Annotated in this window: 24 protein-coding genes; 7 read left to right on the top strand and 17 right to left on the bottom strand. The window is 42.0% G+C overall.

Annotation, left to right across the window (positions count from 1 at the left end):
- Positions 1 to 133: 133 nt before the first annotated feature.
- From PCIT_RS08405 to sfsA, 8 genes are all read right to left on the bottom strand, one after another.
- On the bottom strand, positions 134 to 373 hold the full coding sequence (locus tag PCIT_RS08405) for a hypothetical protein (RefSeq protein ID WP_010362414.1): 240 nt from the start codon (positions 371 to 373) through the stop codon (positions 134 to 136).
- Between the two features lie 11 nt (positions 374 to 384).
- Positions 385 to 1,233, bottom strand: a complete 849-nt coding sequence (panC, locus tag PCIT_RS08400; RefSeq protein ID WP_010362415.1) for a pantoate--beta-alanine ligase — start codon at positions 1,231 to 1,233, stop codon at positions 385 to 387.
- Positions 1,233 to 2,027, bottom strand: a complete 795-nt coding sequence (gene panB, locus PCIT_RS08395; protein ID WP_010362416.1) for a 3-methyl-2-oxobutanoate hydroxymethyltransferase — start codon at positions 2,025 to 2,027, stop codon at positions 1,233 to 1,235. The genes panC and panB overlap by 1 nt, the downstream gene beginning before the upstream one ends.
- 33 nt (positions 2,028 to 2,060) lie before the next feature.
- Entirely contained in the window at positions 2,061 to 2,543 is a 483-nt protein-coding gene (gene folK / locus PCIT_RS08390) for a 2-amino-4-hydroxy-6-hydroxymethyldihydropteridine diphosphokinase (RefSeq protein WP_010362417.1), read from the bottom strand.
- Positions 2,540 to 3,892 carry a polynucleotide adenylyltransferase PcnB gene (gene pcnB / locus PCIT_RS08385; protein ID WP_052023307.1) on the bottom strand — a complete coding sequence of 451 codons (1,353 nt, stop codon included), beginning with the start codon at positions 3,890 to 3,892 and terminating at the stop codon, positions 2,540 to 2,542. Before pcnB ends, folK begins: the two co-directional genes overlap by 4 nt.
- Positions 3,893 to 4,134: 242 nt before the next feature.
- On the bottom strand, positions 4,135 to 5,040 hold the full coding sequence (gene gluQRS / locus PCIT_RS08380) for a tRNA glutamyl-Q(34) synthetase GluQRS (RefSeq protein WP_010362419.1): 906 nt from the start codon (positions 5,038 to 5,040) through the stop codon (positions 4,135 to 4,137).
- 12 nt (positions 5,041 to 5,052) lie between these two features.
- Entirely contained in the window at positions 5,053 to 5,496 is a 444-nt protein-coding gene (gene dksA / locus PCIT_RS08375; RefSeq protein WP_010362420.1) for an RNA polymerase-binding protein DksA, read from the bottom strand.
- 174 nt (positions 5,497 to 5,670) lie between these two features.
- Positions 5,671 to 6,378: a DNA/RNA nuclease SfsA gene (gene sfsA / locus PCIT_RS08370; protein WP_010362421.1), complete on the bottom strand. Its 708-nt coding sequence runs from the start codon at positions 6,376 to 6,378 to the stop codon at positions 5,671 to 5,673.
- Positions 6,379 to 6,460: 82 nt separating this feature from the next.
- On the opposite strand from sfsA, the gene pepB reads away from it, so the two are divergent.
- Complete coding sequence (gene pepB / locus PCIT_RS08365; RefSeq protein ID WP_010362422.1) at positions 6,461 to 7,756, top strand: aminopeptidase PepB; 1,296 nt, start codon at positions 6,461 to 6,463, stop codon at positions 7,754 to 7,756.
- 81 nt (positions 7,757 to 7,837) lie between these two features.
- On the opposite strand, the gene PCIT_RS08360 is transcribed toward pepB, so the two are convergent.
- The 5 genes from PCIT_RS08360 to gpmM all read right to left on the bottom strand — a co-directional run bounded on the left by PCIT_RS08360 (position 7,838) and on the right by gpmM (position 13,158).
- Complete coding sequence (locus PCIT_RS08360; RefSeq protein ID WP_010362423.1) at positions 7,838 to 8,257, bottom strand: CBS domain-containing protein; 420 nt, start codon at positions 8,255 to 8,257, stop codon at positions 7,838 to 7,840.
- 147 nt (positions 8,258 to 8,404) lie between these two features.
- Entirely contained in the window at positions 8,405 to 9,172 is a 768-nt protein-coding gene (locus tag PCIT_RS08355; RefSeq protein WP_040697564.1) for a divergent polysaccharide deacetylase family protein, read from the bottom strand.
- Positions 9,173 to 9,216: 44 nt separating this feature from the next.
- The gene (locus tag PCIT_RS08350) at positions 9,217 to 10,440 is read right to left on the bottom strand and encodes a S41 family peptidase (protein ID WP_010362425.1); all 1,224 of its coding nucleotides are present in this window, start codon (positions 10,438 to 10,440) and stop codon (positions 9,217 to 9,219) included.
- 37 nt (positions 10,441 to 10,477) lie between these two features.
- A complete protein-coding gene (locus PCIT_RS08345; RefSeq protein ID WP_040697527.1) occupies positions 10,478 to 11,611 on the bottom strand; it encodes a murein hydrolase activator EnvC family protein in 1,134 nt (377 codons plus the stop codon).
- Positions 11,612 to 11,613: 2 nt separating this feature from the next.
- Complete coding sequence (gpmM, locus tag PCIT_RS08340) at positions 11,614 to 13,158, bottom strand: 2,3-bisphosphoglycerate-independent phosphoglycerate mutase (protein ID WP_010362427.1); 1,545 nt, start codon at positions 13,156 to 13,158, stop codon at positions 11,614 to 11,616.
- A 265-nt stretch (positions 13,159 to 13,423) separates the two neighbouring features.
- Between gpmM and PCIT_RS08335 the strand changes: the two genes are divergently transcribed.
- From PCIT_RS08335 to gpsA, 4 genes are read left to right on the top strand one after another with little or no spacing between them, the layout of a single operon-like run.
- Entirely contained in the window at positions 13,424 to 13,855 is a 432-nt protein-coding gene (locus tag PCIT_RS08335; protein WP_010362428.1) for a rhodanese-like domain-containing protein, read from the top strand.
- Between the two features lie 12 nt (positions 13,856 to 13,867).
- On the top strand, positions 13,868 to 14,125 hold the full coding sequence (grxC, locus tag PCIT_RS08330; protein WP_010362429.1) for a glutaredoxin 3: 258 nt from the start codon (positions 13,868 to 13,870) through the stop codon (positions 14,123 to 14,125).
- Positions 14,126 to 14,159: 34 nt separating this feature from the next.
- Positions 14,160 to 14,645, top strand: coding sequence for a protein-export chaperone SecB (secB, locus tag PCIT_RS08325; RefSeq protein ID WP_010362430.1), 486 nt, complete (start codon positions 14,160 to 14,162; stop codon positions 14,643 to 14,645).
- A 3-nt stretch (positions 14,646 to 14,648) separates the two neighbouring features.
- Positions 14,649 to 15,656 carry an NAD(P)H-dependent glycerol-3-phosphate dehydrogenase gene (gene gpsA / locus PCIT_RS08320; RefSeq protein ID WP_010362431.1) on the top strand — a complete coding sequence of 336 codons (1,008 nt, stop codon included), beginning with the start codon at positions 14,649 to 14,651 and terminating at the stop codon, positions 15,654 to 15,656.
- A gap of 46 nt (positions 15,657 to 15,702) precedes the next feature.
- Here gpsA and trmL read toward each other — a convergent pair whose 3' ends face one another.
- Entirely contained in the window at positions 15,703 to 16,167 is a 465-nt protein-coding gene (trmL, locus tag PCIT_RS08315) for a tRNA (uridine(34)/cytosine(34)/5-carboxymethylaminomethyluridine(34)-2'-O)-methyltransferase TrmL (RefSeq protein WP_010362432.1), read from the bottom strand.
- Between the two features lie 145 nt (positions 16,168 to 16,312).
- Between trmL and PCIT_RS08310 the strand changes: the two genes are divergently transcribed.
- Positions 16,313 to 17,206, top strand: a complete 894-nt coding sequence (locus PCIT_RS08310) for a cation diffusion facilitator family transporter (RefSeq protein WP_010362433.1) — start codon at positions 16,313 to 16,315, stop codon at positions 17,204 to 17,206.
- Here PCIT_RS08310 and PCIT_RS08305 read toward each other — a convergent pair.
- The 3 genes from PCIT_RS08305 to PCIT_RS08295 are packed head-to-tail and all read right to left on the bottom strand — an operon-like array spanning position 17,164 to position 20,199.
- Entirely contained in the window at positions 17,164 to 18,132 is a 969-nt protein-coding gene (locus PCIT_RS08305) for an alpha/beta fold hydrolase (RefSeq protein ID WP_010362434.1), read from the bottom strand. The genes PCIT_RS08310 and PCIT_RS08305 overlap by 43 nt on opposite strands.
- The gene (locus PCIT_RS08300; RefSeq protein ID WP_010362435.1) at positions 18,129 to 19,532 is read right to left on the bottom strand and encodes an ATP-binding protein; all 1,404 of its coding nucleotides are present in this window, start codon (positions 19,530 to 19,532) and stop codon (positions 18,129 to 18,131) included. Before PCIT_RS08300 ends, PCIT_RS08305 begins: the two co-directional genes overlap by 4 nt.
- Positions 19,513 to 20,199 carry a response regulator transcription factor gene (locus PCIT_RS08295; RefSeq protein WP_010362436.1) on the bottom strand — a complete coding sequence of 229 codons (687 nt, stop codon included), beginning with the start codon at positions 20,197 to 20,199 and terminating at the stop codon, positions 19,513 to 19,515. The genes PCIT_RS08300 and PCIT_RS08295 overlap by 20 nt, the downstream gene beginning before the upstream one ends.
- Positions 20,200 to 20,352: 153 nt before the next feature.
- Between PCIT_RS08295 and PCIT_RS08290 the strand changes: the two genes are divergently transcribed.
- Complete coding sequence (locus PCIT_RS08290; RefSeq protein ID WP_010362437.1) at positions 20,353 to 20,778, top strand: Spy/CpxP family protein refolding chaperone; 426 nt, start codon at positions 20,353 to 20,355, stop codon at positions 20,776 to 20,778.
- The last annotated feature ends 327 nt before the right edge of the window (positions 20,779 to 21,105 follow it).

Below are 21,105 nucleotides of genomic sequence, written 5' to 3'. Positions count from 1 at the left end.
CTATAGGCTAAAACGACACCCTATGGTGTGAATTACCCTCTTACAGTTCTGTAATGCTCAAAAGACTATCAGCGCTCCTACACAGCTTTCGCGTGCAAGAGTAAGTCTGACAGGACACCTCACATAATTAGTATTACTGATATTGAGAGTCACTATTTTTCGTCAACTTCTCTGCTTGAACCTTACATTGATTAAAGGTTTCGATGCATTCGTTATTACAGAGCTGCTGAGACATCGTATCTGGTAAACTACTTTGCCCACAGCTGCTTTCACATTGATAGTTTTGCTGAGCGCAGTGGTTTAACTCAGCTGAATTATTACTTTGGCACGCACTCAATAATGCGATAGCGCACAGAGGTAGCACTGCTTTCATCTTACTTCCTTCTAGAGAGAGACTTGTAAGTTATCTATTAATCTAACCGACCCTAAAAAGGCGGCAGCTAAAATCACAAAATGATCATCATCAAGTGTAGCAGGCTTTAATGTATTATTATTTGCAATGGCGAAGTAATCAGGCTTTAGGCCTTGTTTTTGTAATGTTTCTTTCGCTTGATTCTCTATTTGAGTAAATTCGATATTACCCATTTTTAGTTTATCAGCTGCTTCTCTTAGCGTGTGGTAGAGCACCTTTGCTGTGTCTTTTTCATGATCACTTAAGTAACCATTGCGAGAACTCATAGCAAGCCCTGAAAATTCTCGTTGTGTTGCTACGCCAACTATTTCAATAGGCATTGATAAATCTCGCACCATGGTGCGGATCACTTGCAATTGTTGGTAATCTTTTTCGCCAAAACAAGCAAAGTCAGGCTGCACCATATTAAATAGCTTAGTAACCACGGTCGCTACGCCTTTAAAGTGCCCCGGTCTCGTGCCTCCACAATAGCCAAGTGAAATATCAGGCACATCTACATAACTTTGTGCAGCGAGCCCATTTGGATAAATAGAGTCAACGCTAGGGGTAAATACCATATCAGTACCAAGCTCAGCTAGGCCGTTTTTATCTTCACTTAGGGTACGAGGGTAATTATCTAGATCTTCATTCGCACCAAATTGCATTGGGTTAACAAAAATACTCACTACGACTTTATCGGCGAGTGTTTTTGCTTTTTCTACCAAAGAAAAGTGCCCTAAATGCAAATTGCCCATAGTTGGTACAAAGGCAATGCTTAATCCTTGTTGTCGCCAAGCTTTGATTTGGCTGCGCAGTGATTTAATTTCTGAAGTAGACTGCATTAGTTAAACTCATGCTCTGAAGTTGGAAATGCGCCGGACTTAACGTCTGAACAATAATTTTTAACAGCGTCAGGCATATTACCACTTTCAGCTAAGTAATTTTTTGAAAACTTAGGAATGTATCCAGCAGATATACCGACTAAATCATGCATTACAAGAATTTGTCCATCGGTATCTTTACCTGCACCGATGCCTATAACTGGGATAGTTACTTCATCGGTAATTCGCTTAGCCAATGCTGATGGAATACACTCGATAACCAACAGCTGTGCACCAGCTTGTTCTAGGGCTTGTGCGTCAGCGACCATTTTATCTGCTTGTTGTTGTTCTCGGCCTTGGATCTTGAATCCGCCAAATACATGTACTGATTGGGGTGTCAGGCCTAAATGGCCACAAACCGGGATCCCTTGTTGAGTAAGTGCTTGAATGCTCTCATGAAGCCATTCACCACCTTCAACTTTTACCATGTTTGCACCCGCACGCATCAGCTTTGCTGCGTTTTCACAGCTTTGCTGTGGATTTGCGTAACTCATGAAAGGCATATCAGCAACAACAAATAAATCTTTGCTTCCTGCTCGCACACAGCGAGTATGGTAGGCAATTTCATCCGTAGTGACAGCCAATGTATCATCACCACCTTGCAGTACCATACCTAAGGAATCACCGACTAAGACAATGTCGACGCCATTGTCATGAAATAACTTTGCAAAGCTAGCATCATAGGCGGTTAATGCCGTAATTTTTGTTTGCTCTAGCTTCATTTTTGCCAATGTTGATACAGTTATTTTAGGCATGTCATTTCCTTTTAAGTACGGAAGTCATTTTTATTAATTAAGTGGAATTAGATTATTTAACGCCACATCTTTACTGATGCTTTGCAATGTTCTACCGTCAGGCAGAGTGAGCTCTGGCTCCAGTTCTAGTAAAGGGTAAACCACAAATTCACGCTGACATAAGCCATAATGAGGTACCACTAATCTTGGTGTATTTATTATTTCATTCGCAAATAATAAAATGTCTAAATCTAAAGTTCTGGCGCCCCAGCGTTCATCTTTTCGTTGTCGGCCTTGTTCTAGTTCTATTTTTTGTAATGCATCCAATAAGGCCTCAGGTGCAAGAGAGGTCTCTAATCTAGCCACTGCATTGACATAATCCGGCTGATCTTGTGGGCCCATTGGTTTTGATGCATAAAATTTAGATACCGCATTTAGTTGGCTGTTAGCTAATGTGTTTAGCGCATCGACAGCACGATGTAGCTGAGCTGTCGGATCATTTAAGTTTGCACCTAAGCCGATGTATACGGTGTTCATGATTCACTCGGTTTCTTTTTCGGTTTACGGCGAAAACGGCGACGCGGCTTATTTGAATCGCTATGACCTAGCCCTTTAACCATGTCTTTTTGGCCGTTTACATCTTGTTGTAAATATTCGGTCCACCACTGTGCAAGGTCACTTTGTTCTTGTTCGCCGCTTTCCACACGCAAGAGTAGGAAATCGTAAGCAGCTTTGAAACGCGGCTGTTGACTCAGGCGGTAAGCTCTTTGTCCTGCTCGTTTGTCCAAGCGCAGTTGAATATGCCAGATATCTCGAGCACCTAAGGTAAAGCGTTTTGGCACAGCTACATTTTGGGCATTTTCGCTTAATACTTGGTTCATAGCTTGTGCATATGCGTCAAATAGCGGCATATTTTCTTTTTGTAGTTGCTCACTGCGCTTTAGTAGTGGGAACCATAGTAGAGCGGCATAAACAAACGCTGGAGTTACCTTTTTCTCAGCATTAATACGTTTATCTGTGTTGGCAAACATTTGTGCTATGAAGCGAGTCTCAAACCCGGTTTCACTGCTTTCGATAATGGCGTCAAGTTCTGGAAATAACTGTTTGAATAAACCAAACTCACGTAGTAAGTGATAGTTTTCTTCTGCTTTACCGTTTAAAAATAGTTTGAGAGTTTCTTCAAATAAACGTGCGGCAGGTATATGCGATAATAGCTCTGATAACTCATAGATAGGTTCTTTAGTAGGTTGTGCAATTTCCATATCTAGCTTAGTTGCAAACCTAACAGCGCGAAGCATACGCACCGGATCTTCACGATAGCGTGTTTCGGGATCGCCGATTAATTCGATTTTGCGATTAGCAATTGCGTTCATGCCATTGGCAAAATCATGAATAGTAAAATCGTTAATCGAATAGTAAAGGGCATTAATAGAGAAATCACGACGCTCAGCATCTTCTTCGATAGAGCCATAAACATTATCACGCAGTAATTGACCATGCTCACTTGATTGACTGGTCTGATTTTTACTGGCGCTGGCTTCGTGGTGTCCACGCATCGTTGCGACTTCAATGATTTCACGGCCAAATACAATATGTGCAAGGCGGAAACGTCGACCTATTAGTCGACAGTTACGAAATAGCTTTTTAATTTGCTCTGGTGTCGCGTTGGTTACAACATCAAAGTCTTTTGGCTCAACCCCCAGTAAAATGTCGCGAATACATCCACCGACCAAATACGCGTCATATCCGCCGTCTTTTAAGCGATACAGCACCTTGATAGCATTAGGGCTAAACTGTTTGCGAGATATGCTGTGCTCACTGCGAGGGATTACTTGGGGTTCAGCACAAGTGACAAGTTCTGATGAGGCTTTTTCGCCATTGACCAGCTGTCTGCAAAATTTTAATAGCTTAGAAATAATAACCTGTCTCCTAAAAACTCATACCGATGCATGTTTGAACTAAATATCAGACCCAGTGTATTGAAGCTAACTGCTTTATTTATGAGCGGTTAATCAGGGACCTAAAATGCTTGCTGTAAATCGCTTATAGTGTAGGCGATTTTATAAGGCTCGCTATGATATACCAGCCAAGTGAAAAAATTAAGTTACAGGTGATAAATAATCTTAGATTAGGAACATTCGTCGAGTTGAAGCTCACCAACAGCAGGGATAGCCTGTAAATTAAAATGATTTTGCGCCCAGCTTAAAATATCCTCGCTGCGACTATGTGCAATATCTTGTGGGACAGATAGGCCTAAATAATTTAGGGCACGACATAAAGCAGGTTGTGGATTGTTCTGGTCGATGGCTGGGGCGTGGTTTTGTTTTGATAATTTTAAACCTGGCTTTGTGACTATCACGGGTACGTGTGCAAACTGTGGGGCAGGTTTATTGAGTTGTTGAAATAATCCGAGCTGTCGGGCTGTGGGTTCAAGTAAATCAGCGCCACGAACGATGTGGCTAATGTCTTGTGCTATATCATCCAGTACCACGACAAGTTGATATGCATGTAAACCATCACGGCGTTTAACTATATAATCTTCATGCGCCAGTGGCGGTGCAGTATTAATTGTACCTTGGATCATATCTGTAAACTGTAATACTGGGTGATTTTGTCTTAGGCGCAGTGCGTTACCGTCGGCGGGGTGTTGTAATGCTCTACACTGGTTAGTGTATATTCCGCCATTGAGTTTTATTGCTTTGCGAGTGCACACGCATGAATAGATTAAGTCTTGTTGTTGTAGCTCGCTGAGTACATCATTGTAATAGTTATGACGCAAGCTCTGATAGATAATCGGTTCATCCCAGTGCAAGCCAAAAGCTTCTAACGTACGTAAAATATGGCTATCAGCCCCTTTGACCATTCTGGGCGTGTCAATATCTTCCATACGGACAAGCCATTTACCATGGTATTGTTTTGCTGCAAGGTAACTGGCAAGTGCAGCCACCAATGAACCAAAATGTAATGGTCCTGATGGCGAAGGAGCAAACCGGCCACGATAGCTCCCTTGAGTGGGCAATGCTGGGGTAAGCATAAATGGCAGAGTTTAACCTCTACCGTTTTGTTTTTCTTTAATTTCGGCCAGTGTTTTACAATCAACACATAAATCAGCGGTTGGACGTGCCTCTAAGCGACGGATCCCAATATCAATACCACAAGACTCACAGAAGCCAAAATCATCGTCTTCTATTAATTGCAGTGTTTTTTCTATTTTCTTAATGAGTTTACGTTCACGATCTCGTGTGCGTAGTTCTAAAGAAAACTCTTCCTCTTGTGCTGCACGGTCTACAGGATCTGGAAAGTTTGCTGCTTCATCTTGCATATGCGTTTTTGTGCGATCTACTTCATTTCGTAGGTCTTTACGCCATGCATCTAATATTGCTTTAAAATGCGCACGTTGTGCGTCATTCATGTATTCTTCGCCTGGTTTTTCCTGATATGGTTGTAAACCGGCTTGAGCCAACAACCCTAGTTTCTTTTGGTCTGGCATAGCATTCTCCTAAATCCTTAACACAATACCCCAGCTAACGCCGGCGGCTATAAATAGCAGAATCTCACACCCTTAGCAAATATTTTGTCTCAAAAATTACTGCTTGAGTGAGCAAGAATCAGTCATAGAGGTTAAATTCTAATGAGCAGCGATATGGGGGCGAGTTTTTAAAACTCAAGCCATAAACACTGGCACACTGTGTTTTATTTTTATCTCTTCAAGACTGATAGTGGTGTTATACGCATAAACCTCAACACCCATTTCTTTAGCTTTAACAAGCAGTTTAGCATATTCAGGGTCTATATGCGCAGCGGGCTTTACGGATTCTATGCCAGTGTGCATAACCATAAATAAAAGCACAGCTCGGTGACCTTGCTGTTTCATCTGCATTAATTCTCTCAGATGTTTTTGACCTCTGAGTGTTTGTGTGTCGGGGAAATACCCTTGCTGCTGTTCTAACAATGTCACTGATTTGACTTCGATGTAGCAGTCTGCACGATTAGGGTCGCGTAGCAGTATATCTATACGGCTATTTTCTGTACCGTACTTCACTTCGCTTTGATGTACTTTATAGTCTGTAAGTTCCGGTATTTGTTGCGCTTTCAATGCTTCAATGGCTACTTTGTTGGCATGGTTAGTATTGACACAAATCAAGTGATTGAGTGTGTTTTGTGTTAGCTCAAGTGAGTGTGGATATTTCCGTTTGGTATTTTTACTTGTGGAATAGAACGCATTAAAACCAGAGTCGGCACACCCTGTCATTTTGCCTGTGTTTGCACAATGCACTGTGAACTCAGTGCCATTTAGGTCGACTAAATCGACCAAAAATCGTTTATAGCGTTTAATTAATTGCGCTTCATTTAATGCGCTAGAAAATTTCATGGTTTAATCGCAAGTCTGTTGGGTGATACAAAGGCCTAGTGTACACTGACTGTTATAATATAAGCGCAAAGGTTAAGATAAAATGTCTGATAAATTTATTGTTCGTTTGAGTGAGCAAGCTGCTGCATCTCATTGGGGTCAAGGTACTGGGCTATCGTTTTCTGAAGATGGCGCGACTATCCATTTACAAGAAACTGAAACATTAAAGAACATTCAAAAAGCGGCACGTAGTATCTCGCAGCAAGGTATTAAGAATGTATCTTTGTCAGGAGACTCGTGGTGTACTGAATCACAGTGGGCATTTTATCAAGGGTTTGTGAGCCCTAAGCAGCTTGATGGTGTTTCATTTGTTGAAAATGCGCAGTCGGATTTGAATGAATTGGCTGCTTTGCAAAAAGCAGCGGCATGGGCACGCAATATGATCAACGGCACCGCTGAAGATGTGTACCCTGAAAGCTTAGCTGGCAATGCTGCTGAGTTTATTCAGTCTCTTGCTCCTGAACATGTAAGTTACCAGATCATCAAGGGTAAAGCATTGCTTGAGCAGCAGTGGATAGGTATTCACGAAGTAGGCCGTGGCAGTGAGCGTCCACCAGTGTTACTTGAGCTAGATTACAACCCGACGGGAGACGCTAATGCGCCAGTGGCTGCAGCTCTAGTTGGTAAAGGGATCACCTTTGATTCCGGTGGTTACTCAATTAAATCTAGTGAAGGCATGCTAGGTATGAAGTGTGATATGGGCGGTGCGGCAACGGTGACTGCAGGCCTTGCGTTGGCAATTCAACGTGGTATGAAAAAGCGTATTAAGCTGTTCTTGTGCTGTGCAGAAAACTTAATTTCTGGTCATGCTTATAAGCTGGGTGACATTTTAACGTATAAAAATGGTACAACCGTTGAGATAGTCAATACCGATGCAGAAGGGCGTTTGGTGTTAGCTGATGGCTTGATGGCAGCGGGTGAAACGGGTGCTGAACTGATCATTGATGCGGCAACGTTAACGGGCGCGGCATTGGTTGCAGTTGGACAAGAATATAACGCGCTATTTGGCTTAGATAAAGCACTTGTTAATGATGTTCAACAGTTTGCAAGTGATGAATTTGAGGCCGCTTGGCCACTTCCGCTTGAGCCTTGGCATAAAAACAACTGCCCATCACCTTATGCTGATACAGCAAACAGCAGAGCACAAAAAGGCGGTGGTTTTGGTGGTGCATCGAATGCGGCTGGATTCTTAGCGCGCTTTGTACCAAACGAAGGGCAAGGTTGGGTACATATTGATTTAGCTGCTGCATTTCAAAATAATGCCGGCAGTCAATGGTCGGCGGGTGCAACAACGTTAGGTATGCGTACGATTGCACGTACATTACAAGAAAAAGCCTAATTGAATAAAGTGTTTTAACTGAAAAAAAGCATGCTCAGGCATGCTTTTTTATTGCCAAAATAATGATGCTTTATGACCGGGTTAAGACAATAAAGCCGCAGCGAGCCTGACAAAGTCTGATGACGTTAAAATACCTAACAAGGTGTTGTCATCATTGACCACCGGCATGCAGCCATGTCGGTTATCGACAAAAAATTGAGCCACGTCACTTAAGCTTTGCTCTGGGGTTATGGTGGTAAAATCGGTTGCCATGATCTCAGATATTGCGGTGTGTTTTTCTTTTCTTTCTAACGCGCTTGGACCATAGGTAGCCAAAATACGCATTACCTCAGCGACCATGACTTTTTGTGTCAGCATGCCGCATAAGGCTCCTTGATGATCAACGACTGGAATATGTCGAATACTCTCAGTGCGCATTAAGTCATGTGCATCACGCAATGTTTGATTTTGCGTAATACTGAATGGGGTTGGCGTCATTAAGTCTGCAACAGTATGTAGCATCACGTTACCTATTTTTTGCTGGTTTATTTAGTTATAACTGAACAAAGAGCATTTTGTATAAAAAAATGCAGCTTATCTGACTGATATCAAGAAAAACGTTAAAATAATTTGAGCACTTAGTTTTAAAGTGCTTTTACCCAAAAAACTTTAGTCTCTCGCTGGTACCTGTGTGAAATGAAGGTTTTGCTGTTGAGCGAGTTGAATATATTTGTGTTGAACCAGCTCTGAAACGGGAACGAGTTCATATCCTTGACTGACTAACTCTGGTAGCACTTTATGTAAAAATTTAACCGTTTCTGGATAAGGGTGTGCAATTGCAATCACGGCTTGTTGGTGTTCAGCAAGCGCTTTAAGTTGTGTTAACTGGGATTCGAGTGCAGCTTGTGTGAGTACATTATCTAGAAAGACATGCCGTCCAATATTTCTTACACCAAATAAATTGGCAGCATGCTGCGCTTGGGTTTGCTCAGTGGTTCGACTGTCTAGAAAAAATAGATCGCGCTTTTTCAAAACTTCCATTGTCCAAGTCATTGGCGTGATGTATTGGGTGAGCGCAGAACCCATATGGTTATTCACTCCTTTAACTTGTGGCAGTGTTGCGAGTGCATGACCTAATGTGGTTTGTAATTGCCACTTATTCATGCTCAATGTCAGAGCTCCGGGGCCAAGCTCTTTACTTTCTATTGCTTGCATAGGGATATGTAAGAGTAACTCTTTGTTTTCTTGACTTGCGCGTCGAGCAAATAATTGAGAATAAGGAGTATGAGGCAAGATCGAAAACGACAACTGACCGGGAAGGTTCAGAAGTTCAAGATCACGCTCATGATTACCAACGTCATCAATAACGATGGCAATTTGTTTTGCATGGCAAGGTGCGAGCGCCAAGCAAAACAAGAGTATTCCCCAAGTGAGTATCCGTAGCACGGTTCCTACTTATCATTGTTTTTATAAAGTTATTGTTATTTTTTAAGTAACTTTTTCGCCGTTACTATATGTGAATCAAGCTTGGCCAATATTGCGAGATTGGTCGTTTGTTCGTCAGTCATTATAACTGTTTTGTCTAAATTCGAAAGGTTTTGCGGTGTTATTATCACGTCTGGTTTAATGCCCACACCTTCGATCGATTGCCCTGATGGGGTAAAATAACGGGCGGTAGTCAGTTTTAAAGCGGTGGTCCCGTTACCCAAAGGAATGAGAGACTGAACAGATCCTTTCCCATAAGATTGCTTACCAATAATAAGAGCACGTTCGTTGTCTTGTAATGCACCTGCGAGTATTTCAGCAGCTGAAGCCGATTGCTCATTAATAAGCACAACAATGGGTGCGCCATTGAGAATGTCACCGCTTTGAGCAGTGAAGCGTTGGTTGGCATCAAAAAAGCGCCCTTTGGTGGTAACAATTGTACCAGCTTGTAAGAACAAGTCTGAAATGGCCACAGCGCTACTCAATGTGCCTCCTGGGTTGTCTCGTAGATCGAGCACAAGCCCAGCTAAAGGTGAACCGTTTTTGCTGATCAGTTTATTAATGTGTCGCGAGATATCATGATAACTATGATTATTAAAACTGTTTAATTCAATGTACCCATTACCGCTCTTTAACAGCTTGCTATTAACGCTCTCAAGGTTAATTTCTTGTCTGCGTAATGCCAATGTAACATTTGTTTTTGCGCGTTCAACAGTAATGTTAATGGTTGCAAACTCAGCGGCTCTGAGCAACTTAGAAACATGTTCGATATCTTTGCTAGTAACGTCATCGGAGCCAATAGCGACTAGCTTGTCGCCGCCTTCAATACCTGCTTGCGCGGCAGGGGAACCAGGCAATGTATTCACAATTACAATGCGATTGTCTACGCGTTCAACTTCTATGCCTATACCGGTATAGCGACCATTTGCGGCACTAAAAATGGCGTCTAATTCGTGTTCTGATAAGTATTTAGAATAAGCATCGAGTTGTTCAAACAAGGTGTCGATATTACTCGATTGAATGTTACTAAGTGGAATGTCTTCCACATAATACGTATGAATGTGATAAACAATTTCATTAATTTGTTCGCTATCAAACTGTGCTGTGGCATTCGCGCTTTGCGTTTGCAACGTTAACGCGAGTAATATTCCAAAGCAGAACACCCGCCACTGATTGAATGCGTGTTGAACTTGAGTTACAAATGTGTGTGTCTTTATCATGTGCTGCTCCAATGTCTTGGGCAGCACAGTTAATCAATTAACTAGCTCTGCACCATTTTACTGGGTCGACAGCGCTTCCCTTATGCCGTATTTCAAAGTATAGACCAGAACTAGGCTGTCCGCCGCTTTGCCCTACTAAAGCGATAGGTTCACCGTCGGAGACTAGGTCGCCAACATCTTTCAGCAAGGTTTGTGCATGACCGTATAGGCTCATAAAGCCTTTACCATGATCAATCACAATGACCCAGCCGAATCCATTTAGCCAGTCAGCATAAACGACCTGTCCTTGATCAATACTATTAACTGGTTTACCCGCTGGAGATTTGATAACAATACCTTTCCAGTTCATACCGGCATGTTTACGTTGTCCAAAGCGGTGTTTTATTCGCCCTTTACTTGGTAAAAGCAATTTACCTTTTTGTTGTGCAAGACCATTGAGTACAATCTTTTCTGGGACTTCTATCTTGGTTAAATTTTCGAGTGTCGCGAGTAATGTTTTTTCGTTTTCTTTTAAATATGAAATGGCTTGTTCTGTTTTACTGAGGGTTTTGTTCAGTGTCGCTAAACTCGTTTTGCGTTGTGTTTGTAAACGAGCTAATGCGTTTTTTCGTGACGTTTGCTGCGTAAGCAGCTTGGCTAACTGATTTTGTGCTCGAGCCAGTTTGTTTTGGTTTTCAGCTAAATCTGCCACCACCATTTTTAAACTTTCTAGTTGTGAAATTCTTGCTTTATTGAAGTAGTCATAATAACTCAAGGTGCGCTCAAAGGTTGCACTTAATTCTTGGTTGAGCAGCATTTTTGAGTAGTCATGAGTACCAGTCATATATGCACTTTTTAGCTGTGATGCAAGTAAGCCTTGCAGCTTTTGTTTTTTCTTGTTGAGCCTCTTTGACTCATTGAGCAAAGCATATTGTTGCTGTTGGTTTTCATTAATACTTTGTTGGGTCAACGCCAGTGCTTTGGCGTTTTTGGCAATATCAAGTTCGTGTGCTTTTACGGTATTTTGTAACGCAGTAATATTTTTTTGTTGCTGTAGGTAAGTTTGTTGGCTTTTTTTAAGCTCTTTTTGTACTTCGGTTAAGTCTTGTTTAGTACGAGACTCATTGGCCGCAACAGATGTTGCGGCCAATGAACATATAAACAAAACACACCTGATCAAGGTGATGTGCATAGTTATTTTATCGTCATAATAGGGGTACCAGTCATTTCAGCAGGTTGCTCCATACCAATTAAGTGTAAAATGGTTGGTGCAACATCGCTGAGCGCTTTGCCTGAATGAGGTTGCGCGTCACGACCGACATAAATAAAGGGCACTGGCTCGCTGGTATGTGCTGTATGCGCTTGGCCTGTTGCAGGATTAGCCATTTGCTCGGCGTTACCATGATCGGCGGTAATAAGTGCTTCACCACCTACTTCCTTAAGTGCAGCAACGACTCGGCCAATACAGCTATCGACTGCTTCACAGGCCTTTACTGCCGCTTCAAACACGCCTGAATGGCCAACCATATCGCCATTTGGGTAGTTACAGATTATCACATCATGCTCACCGCTATGAATTGCTGCAATTAGGGTATCAGTGAGTAGTTCGGAGTTCATCTCAGGTTGCAGATCATAAGTTGCTACCTGAGGTGAAGGAATGAGTTCTCGTTTTTCACCTTCAAATAGGTCTTCGCGTCCACCACTGAAGAAGAAAGTAACGTGTGCGTATTTTTCTGTTTCAGAAATTCTCAGTTGAGTTTTATTATGCTTGGCAAGCCATTCACCCAGCACATTGTTGAGCGCTTCAGGCGCAAATGCCGCGGGGGCATCAATGTCTGCGGCATATTCGGTCATCATCACAAATGCACTTAATTGAGGCGCACGTTTTTTAGCAAAGCCTGTAAATCCGTCATCGACAAATGCTCGGGTTATTTGGCGCGCTCTATCAGCTCTGAAATTCATAAAAATAACGGTATCACCGTCGTTAATGGTTGCAGCAGAAGCATTTTGTGGTTGGATGACAGATGCGGTGACAAATTCATCGTTCTCATCACGTTCATACGCGGCATTTAGTGCTTCAACACCTGAACTATAGTGATGTTGCGCTTGAGCATCAACGATGAGGTCATAGGCTGTTTCTACCCGCTCCCAGCGGTTGTCTCTGTCCATGGCATAATATCGGCCGACGACAGACGCCAAGCGGCCACATTGTAATGACGTAAATGTTGCTTCAACGCGTTCAATGGATGTAGCAGCACTGCGAGGTGGCGTATCACGGCCATCTAAAAATGCGTGAAAGTAGACATGTTGTGCACCACGTTGTGCTGCTAACTCGATGGCAGCGATGATATGATCTTCATGACTATGCACGCCACCAGGACTCAATAAGCCCATTAAGTGAACGGCTTTATTCGCAGCAACCGCCTTATCAATATTAGATACTAGTACGGGGTTATGCTCAAACTCACCATCGTCAATCGCTTTGGTAATACGAGTAAAGTCTTGGTAAACGATACGTCCTGCGCCTAAATTAACATGGCCAACTTCTGAATTGCCCATTTGGCCATCAGGTAAACCCACATCTAAACCTGAACCTGAAATAAGTGTATGTGGTTGAGTTTGCCATAGCTCATCTAATACCGGGGTATTTGCGGCTAAAATTGCGTTACTTTCTGTTTCTTCTCTGTAACCCCAACCATCTAAAATCATTAGAACAAGTGGTTTTTTCTGTGCAGTCATTTGAGCTCCTGAAATATGGCACGATGTCTGGGTCTAGCATACCTTGTTTTACATCAATGTTCAGCCTGTGAACGATGATTTATGCTCACGTTGTTGTTGATCAGGTAATAAGTTTGCGGGTGTCCAACAAGTTTAAGTTTTGATTTGTTTATTGGGTGAGTTAATAAAGGGCTATACCCAAGTGATCGCAAAATGTATACTTCGGGGTTATTAAAAATCATACATAATCGCTGCGTTTTGCTGCGAGACTAAAGTTGGAAGGTTCATGGAACAATATATTGAATTTATTGGCAATCATGCTGTATTAAGTATTATTTGGTTGGCGATAGTCGCAATGATAGTAAGCAGCTTTATTAAAAGTAAGTTTTCTGCAATTAGACAAATAAACCCGCAACAATTGACCTTGTTAGTTAATCGTGAAGAAGGCCAGGTTGTTGATATTAGAGCGATTAAAGAATTTAATGCTGGGCAAATTGCTGGTGCAAAACACTTAAGTGCTGAAAAAGCAAAACAAAGTGAATTTGTTGGTCTTGAAAAACAAAAAACCAAACCCATTATATTGGTATGTACTACAGGTATGACTGCATCTGGCATTGCAAATACAATGCACAAAGCTGGGTTTGAGCAGGTTTACGTATTAAACGGTGGTATGGGAGCTTGGCAAAATGCAGGCTTACCAACTACATCAGGAAAATAAAGAGAGAATTCAATGAGCCAGGTTGTTATATACAGCAAAGATTACTGCCCATTCTGTCATCGTGCTAAAGCATTGTTTGATGCAAAAGGTGTCACATATACAGAGTATGATATTGGTGTTCAACCTGAGCTACGCGATGAGATGATTGATAAAGCGAATGGGGCATATACTGTACCGCAAATTTTTATCAATGATAAGCATATTGGTGGCTGTGATGATCTTATGGCCACAGAAGCTCAAGGTAAACTTGATACCTTGCTAACAGCATAATTATACAAACAAAAAATTTAATTTAGGAACACTCATGACTGAACAAAATCAAAACGCAGCGGCAGAGCAACAAGAAGGCGCACAATTTAACATTCAACGTATCTTTACTAAAGATGTATCGTTTGAAACGCCTAACTCACCAGCTATCTTCCAAAAAGAGTGGACACCTGAAGTTAAGTTAGACATGGACACGCGTTCAAATAAGCTCGATGAAAATGTATATGAAGTTGTTCTGGCACTGACTGTGACAGCAACGATTGGTGAAGAAACAGCATTTTTATGTGAAATTCAACAAGCAGGTATCTTCTCTATTGCAGAATTAGAAGAGCTGCAAATGGCACATATGCTTGGCGCATACTGCCCTAATATTTTATTCCCTTACGCACGCGAAGCGGTTGCAGGTTTAGTTAACCGTGGTACTTTCCCACAGTTAAATCTAGCACCTGTGAACTTTGATGCATTGTTCACTCAGTACATGCAACAACGAGCTGCGCAAGCAGAGCAAACTGCTGACGCATAATTGATGACATCAGCACAAACAGCTGTAACTGTTTTAGGGGCGGGGTCTTATGGCACCGCCCTTGCTATTTGTTTTGCCCGAAATGGTCACAAAGTGACTTTATGGGGTAGAAACGAGCAAGACGTTGAGACGCTAGCAGCTGAGCGCAAGAACCAACGTTACTTACCAGACATTACCTTTCCTGACTCTCTAGAACTAGAAGCTGATTTGCAAAAAGCGGTACAGACAAGTGAATTAGTGTTAGTCGTTGTACCAAGTCATGCTTTTGGTCAAACCTTGGAGCAGATCCGTGGTGATTTGTTACCTAATGCAAGAGTAGCATGGGCGACTAAGGGGCTAGAGCCAGAAACGGGTCGACTACTGCAAGATGTTGCAACACAAAAACTTGGCAGTGAGATCCCGTTAGCCGTTCTATCTGGACCAACGTTCGCTAAAGAAATGGCGGCTGGGCTTGTAACTGCGATTTCTGTGTCGGCGACACACAGTGAGTTTGCTGCTGAATTAGCTAAGCTATTGCATTGTGGCCGCTCATTCCGTGTTTACAACAATGACGACTTTATTGGCATTCAATTAGGCGGTGCAGTTAAAAATGTCATTGCCATTGGTGCAGGGATGTCGGACGGGTTTGGGTTTGGTGCCAATGCGAGAACGGCATTGATCACCCGAGGATTAGCTGAGCTATGCCGCTTAGGATGTGCGCTAGGTGCGCGCTCTGAAACCTTTATGGGGATGGCAGGGTTAGGTGATTTGATCTTAACTTGTACAGATAATCAGTCGAGGAATCGACGATTTGGTATTGCTTTGGGTAAAGGCCTTGCGGTGCAAGAAGCCATGGACAGTATAGGTCAGGTGGTTGAAGGCTATCGGAACACCAAAGAAGTGTACTTGTTAGCACAGCGTTCAGGCATTGAAATGCCTATTACAGAGCAAATTTATCAGGTCCTTTATCAACAAAAGGATGTGAAAGAAGCGGCGATGGCATTATTAAGTCGAGAACAAAAAGCGGAGTAATACCTCCGCTTTTTCGTATGTAAGTGTTCACTATAATACAAACATGCTATTTAGCGTTCGCAAAGTCGAGTTGTCGCCACGATTCATAGACGAAAACAGCCACTGCATTTGATAGGTTCATACTGCGGCTATCTGGGCGCATTGGAATTCGTAAGCGCTGCTCTTCAGGCAATGAATAGATAATATCATCTGGTAAGCCTCTCGTCTCAGGCCCAAACAACAAACAATCACCCGGCTGATATTCAGGTTGGTGATGATATTTAGTCCCTTTTGTTGTACAAGCAAAAACGCGTTTTGGTTGCTGCTTTTCTACATACTCAGCAAAGGATGCATGGCGTTGCACATCACTAAATTCATGATAATCTAACCCTGCTCGCTTTACGCGTTTGTCATCCCACTCAAACCCCAATGGCTCGATTAAATGCAGTGAATACCCGGTATTGGCACATAAACGGATTATATTGCCGGTGTTGGGGGGGATTTCTGGCTGGTATAGTACAATGTCTAACATAAGAACCTCGAATAATGTAATGACCCTAGTATATCGAAAAGTGAGTAGTGCGATAACTATTTTAGTAATGGTGTCATATGCCTTTAATTTGTATGTGATAAATTTCTTGCAGTAGTATCGCCAAGAGGTAACGGCGGAGGATAATGTGAAACGTAGTTATAATTTTTTAGTTCGGTTTGCCAGTGTGTTTACGATGTTGATGGTCAGCCTTATGATCGCGACCAAGTGCTGGGCTTGGTTATCATCAGGTAGCGCAGCAATGCTTGGGTCATTAACTGACTCGATGTTGGATATCAGCGCCTCAATGATGAGTTTTTTGGTACTTAGCTATGCACTAAGACCTGCTGATGATGATCATCGCTTTGGGCATGGCAAGGCTGAAGCACTTGCAGGGCTTGGTCAAGCCGCTTTTATTGCCGGTTCAGCATGCTTATTGGCGTTTCATGGTGTTGAACGTATATTCAATCCTGTTGAACTGGGGCATTCGTTATTGGGTGTATGGGTGAGTCTATTTGCGATTGTGTGTACGCTGTTAGTAGTATTTGTGCAGCATCAAGTGGTTAAACGCACGCAATCGATCGCTGTAAAAGCAGATGCCTTGCATTATAAAGGAGATATCTTACTCAATATTGCCGTATTGATAGCTATTTTATTGTCGTATTATGGTATGCAATATGCGGATCCTATTTTTGCGATAGGAGTTGCGGGTTACTTACTCTATAACTGCTGGGATATAGCCAAAGAAAGTGCCGATCATTTAATGGATAAAGAACTACCTGATGATGAAAAAGCGGAAATCATCCTACTTGCCTCTAGCCATGAAGACGTGTTTGGCGTCCATGAGTTACGTACTCGGCAAAGTGGTAAAGTTAAGTTTATTCAGCTTCATTTGGAATTAGATGATGATTTACCATTGATCAGAGCGCACCATGTGGCAGATGAAGTCGTGCACAGTATCGAGGCGGCATTCGAGGGAGACGTTGATGTGCTTATTCATCAAGATCCGGTTTCTTTAGCGGTAAATGCTAACGCATCATAAAAATGATACATCTCAGCTAAGACGGCATGACGAATGTCGTCCACCTCACATAATAATTCGTGACGGGCATTGGCAAAATGACTAATAGATATATTAGGGTGTGATTTGGCAATGGCGACTTGTGCGTGGTTATTTACGATAACATCATGCTCGGCACTGGCGATATGAGTTGGAATATTAGGCGTAAAAGTCGGTAGTTTGGTAATTATATTAAATGCTTGTGATAGCCAATTAAAACTCACTCCACCTAAACGCAGCTCTGGCTCATTTTGATACAGTGTTCTAAAGCGCTGATAGCGTATGGCGCATTGGGTTAACTTATTTTCCCAAAACTCCGGTGGATCATAGTCGCTTTGACCAAACGCGTAGTGTTTAGAAAAGCCAAGTAGACTGCCTGTGTGGGCTACTAACTTGGCCAAAGAATAAGGTACTTCATGGGTGTGAATGTCAAACATCGGCGCACTCAAGAATGCCCCACTCATTTGATGAGGGTAATTGGCAAGATAGTTGTAACTGATTGCCCCGCCCATAGAGTGACCCAATATAAAAGTACTGCCAACTGCATTCGGCTCAACGACGGACTTGACAAAGCAGTGCAAGTCATCCGTGTAATCGCTAAAGCGTTCAACATGCCCAATGTGTGAATTAGATACTATTCGGGGTGATAAGCCTTGCCCAATATGATCGTAACTAAATACGGCAATATTATTTTTTGCAAACTCCCAAAGTAACTCTTGATACTTCCACACTGATTCAATGCGACCATTGACAAGTACAACACTATATTTAGCCGCTTTAGGGATGTGATAAGCGTAAAACAGCTTAGCGGTTTTAGCTGAAAAATAGCCTTGCTGACATGATTGCCAATGCTGTTCTATGTCTTGTTGGTACTGTGCGAGTTGTTTACTGTGACTATAAAAGTTCATAGTGGAAGCCTGATCTCTGCCGCGAGCCCATTTGGGGTATTATGCTTTAATATTAGTTTACCATTATGTGCAGAAACTGCGCGCTTTGTGATAGCTAAACCCAAACCAATTCCACCGCTACTTCTGTTGCGAGAATCAGATACTCGATAAAATGGCTGACAAAGCCGCATTAATGCTTCATCACTCACACCATAACCATCATCACGAACACATATACTGATTGTTGTGTCAGTATGCTTGAAGGTAAGCGTGACCGTAGAATGGGCATATTTAATCGCATTACGTATGATGTTTTCGATTGCACTATTAAGTAAAGCTGCATCGCACTTTAATAGCAAGCTAGGTGGCAGCTCGGATATGAATGTACAGCCTTTCTGGTGTGCTTCAAATTGAGCGTCACTAAGTAGATTACTTATTAATCCATCAAGGCTAATTGCTTCAACTTGCAGTGTTTGTTGGTTTTGCTCTAACCGAGACAAAGTCAAAACATCCGATAACATTTTATCTAAACACTTGGCCTCTTTTTCAATCCGTATTAGATAGTTTTTTTGCGTTTCTCCTTGGGTATCTTGTGCCATTACGTTTGCTAGCGTCAATCTAGTGAGGGGAGATCGCAACTCGTGTGAAACATCAGCTAACAGTTGTTTGTGAGCTTGAACACTATTTGACAAGCGTTCAGCCATAAAATTAAAGTCATGCATAAGTGAGGCTATTTCGTCGTGGCGCTTTTTTGGTGCTTTAACTCGAGTGGATAATTCCCCTTGTGCTAACTTTTTAGCTGCTTGGCCAAGTTCGCTTAAAGGAGCGACTAAACGCCGGCTAAATAAAATACTGAGTACAATTGATGGCAGTAAAATTGCCAATGCTTTGAGCCAAAATGGCAGCATCTTGATACGGGTAACAAAGGGCGGATCGCGCAGTGGTTTAATTTGGAATAACTGATATTGCTCGTTATTTAAAGTGATAGAAAGCGGGCCATACGCATAATACCTGTCAGTTGCAATAAAAAGAGGGGGGGTTGGAGTGTCAAAATACAACAGTGATAGATCCATATTGTGTTTATTTGCTTTAGAGCTGAGGCTTTGTTCTATTTTTGGGTGTGATAAATAAAGCCATTTGTTTTTTGTAAAGCGTGAGTGTTTGAGTACCGTGTCGACTGGCTTGTTTTTAATGTTAACGAGCCGCTCAATATTGCGCTGTAAATGTGATAATGAGCCGAGCATTTTTCCATGTAGCTGTTTTGACTTTAGTTGCTCTGGGTGTAATTGACTTAGCAGTAGTAACATTAAAAACATACCTAAAATAGTCAGCCAAAACCCAAAAAAAGCTTGGTAAAATAATGAACCAGGCCGGTTAAACTGACATCGCGCAAAGCGGGGTTTATTCTGCCAAAAAGACATAACCACTCCCTCGCACCGTTTGAATGCACGGTGTTTTATTATATTGCGTGATTTTCTTCCTTAAATTACTCACATGCATATCGATGGAGCGGTCGAAAGGAGCTAACCGTCGACCTAATACGTGCTGACTCAATACGTCTTTACTGACGACCTCGCCGGTTTTACTCATAAGCTTTTGCAGTATTGAAAACTCGGTTCCGGTCAGTACCAGTAGATGATCGTTAACCGTGACTTTGCGTGCTGCAATATTCAGTTTTACATGTGATGATGACAACAGCTGTTCATGCTGCTCTGTTTGTTTTATAAAATCGATTCTACGACAAATAGCATGTATTCTGGCAAGCAACTCTCGATGATTAAAGGGTTTGGGCAAATAGTCATCGGCACCGAGCTCGAGGCCAAATATACGGTCAAAGTCATCGCCTTTTGCGGTGAGCATAATGATGGGGGTTAAGTGGGTAAGACGTATCCGTTTGAGCACTTCAAAGCCATCAAGATGCGGCAACATAACATCTAATAAAATAACATCATAGTGTTGAGAGGTAGCTTGTTCTAACCCAGATAAGCCATCAAAAGCTTGGTCTACATTACACCCTTGTGATGTTAAATAGTCACTTAATAAATCGCTAAGTGTATGGTCATCTTCTATTAAAAGTAATTTGCTCATAAGATCCAATACAAGGTATGTTTTATCTTAGTTTACCGTGCTGAACATTAAATTGCAGATCTTTACACAGCCTTTACATTGCTTTTCGTTGCTTTTCATTACAACGAATACACTGGGTTGGTCGTTTAATTTTTCACTGCAAAGGTCGATAATATGAATATTAAAACTAAGTTAGCCTCAGTTGTACTGTGTTCAGGTATGGTGTTTGCCTCACTGGCCCATACTGGCAGCTCGCATCATAATGGTAAGCACTTTTTACTTACAGGCCATGCGGCCGCTAAGCTGTCTTTAACTGATGAACAGCAAACAAAAATAGCAGAAATACTTTCTGATAAACGTGCCCAAATGAAAGCAGCAAAAGCGATGGGATCTGGCAATAAAAAAGCCTTCAAAAATATTGTTGAGTCAGACAATTTTGACGAGCAGCAAGCCAAAGATACCATCGCAAAAATGCAGACCGTTAAAGCACAAGTGTTGCTAGCTAAGTTGAAAAGTAAACAACAAATTTGGCAGCTGTTAGATGAGCAACAGCGCGAAAAGTTAGCACGTATTCAAAACAAAAAAATGCGCCGAAATTAGCACCGACTTATTACTTATCCATATACCAGCAATGAGCGTGCCCTTTTCTAGGGCACGCTTTCACTCTATTTAGCGTCGATTATTTATCTCCCCACCAATAGTTCAAATACAAATGATTGTTAGTATCTTTTTTTTTTGGCATTGTTGTGTTTTTAGTTATTGGGTATAATTCGAGCTGTTCCCATAGTAAATACTTGCTAATTAAAATAAAGATGGAGTTTGTGTGATTGTAAGTTTATTCGTTGGCCTAATTGTGTGTGCTGTTTTTTTGTTGTACTGCAGTAATAAACACCAGCAGTTACGTGCAAAGCCACTACCCAAGTACTT

It is taken from the genome of Pseudoalteromonas citrea (assembly GCF_000238375.3).
Classification (GTDB): Bacteria; Pseudomonadota; Gammaproteobacteria; order Enterobacterales; family Alteromonadaceae; genus Pseudoalteromonas; species Pseudoalteromonas citrea.
Note: the sequence above shows the minus strand (reverse complement) of the source record. Positions and strands in the feature narration are given on the sequence as shown.

What these genes read in the sequence shown, in the direction of transcription:
- PCIT_RS08405 (WP_010362414.1), bottom strand. Translation starts at nt 373, where the DNA reads ATGAAAGCAGTGCTACCTCTGTGCGCTATCGCATTATTGAGTGCGTGC.
- panC (WP_010362415.1), bottom strand. Translation starts at nt 1,233, where the DNA reads ATGCAGTCTACTTCAGAAATTAAATCACTGCGCAGCCAAATCAAAGCT.
- panB (WP_010362416.1), bottom strand. Translation starts at nt 2,027, where the DNA reads ATGCCTAAAATAACTGTATCAACATTGGCAAAAATGAAGCTAGAGCAA.
- folK (WP_010362417.1), bottom strand. Translation starts at nt 2,543, where the DNA reads ATGAACACCGTATACATCGGCTTAGGTGCAAACTTAAATGATCCGACA.
- gluQRS (WP_010362419.1), bottom strand. Translation starts at nt 5,040, where the DNA reads ATGCTTACCCCAGCATTGCCCACTCAAGGGAGCTATCGTGGCCGGTTT.
- dksA (WP_010362420.1), bottom strand. Translation starts at nt 5,496, where the DNA reads ATGCCAGACCAAAAGAAACTAGGGTTGTTGGCTCAAGCCGGTTTACAA.
- sfsA (WP_010362421.1), bottom strand. Translation starts at nt 6,378, where the DNA reads ATGAAATTTTCTAGCGCATTAAATGAAGCGCAATTAATTAAACGCTAT.
- pepB (WP_010362422.1), top strand. Translation starts at nt 6,461, where the DNA reads ATGTCTGATAAATTTATTGTTCGTTTGAGTGAGCAAGCTGCTGCATCT.
- PCIT_RS08360 (WP_010362423.1), bottom strand. Translation starts at nt 8,257, where the DNA reads ATGCTACATACTGTTGCAGACTTAATGACGCCAACCCCATTCAGTATT.
- PCIT_RS08350 (WP_010362425.1), bottom strand. Translation starts at nt 10,440, where the DNA reads ATGATAAAGACACACACATTTGTAACTCAAGTTCAACACGCATTCAAT.
- PCIT_RS08345 (WP_040697527.1), bottom strand. Translation starts at nt 11,611, where the DNA reads ATGCACATCACCTTGATCAGGTGTGTTTTGTTTATATGTTCATTGGCC.
- gpmM (WP_010362427.1), bottom strand. Translation starts at nt 13,158, where the DNA reads ATGACTGCACAGAAAAAACCACTTGTTCTAATGATTTTAGATGGTTGG.
- PCIT_RS08335 (WP_010362428.1), top strand. Translation starts at nt 13,424, where the DNA reads ATGGAACAATATATTGAATTTATTGGCAATCATGCTGTATTAAGTATT.
- grxC (WP_010362429.1), top strand. Translation starts at nt 13,868, where the DNA reads ATGAGCCAGGTTGTTATATACAGCAAAGATTACTGCCCATTCTGTCAT.
- secB (WP_010362430.1), top strand. Translation starts at nt 14,160, where the DNA reads ATGACTGAACAAAATCAAAACGCAGCGGCAGAGCAACAAGAAGGCGCA.
- gpsA (WP_010362431.1), top strand. Translation starts at nt 14,649, where the DNA reads ATGACATCAGCACAAACAGCTGTAACTGTTTTAGGGGCGGGGTCTTAT.
- trmL (WP_010362432.1), bottom strand. Translation starts at nt 16,167, where the DNA reads ATGTTAGACATTGTACTATACCAGCCAGAAATCCCCCCCAACACCGGC.
- PCIT_RS08305 (WP_010362434.1), bottom strand. Translation starts at nt 18,132, where the DNA reads ATGAACTTTTATAGTCACAGTAAACAACTCGCACAGTACCAACAAGAC.
- PCIT_RS08300 (WP_010362435.1), bottom strand. Translation starts at nt 19,532, where the DNA reads ATGTCTTTTTGGCAGAATAAACCCCGCTTTGCGCGATGTCAGTTTAAC.
- PCIT_RS08295 (WP_010362436.1), bottom strand. Translation starts at nt 20,199, where the DNA reads ATGAGCAAATTACTTTTAATAGAAGATGACCATACACTTAGCGATTTA.
- PCIT_RS08290 (WP_010362437.1), top strand. Translation starts at nt 20,353, where the DNA reads ATGAATATTAAAACTAAGTTAGCCTCAGTTGTACTGTGTTCAGGTATG.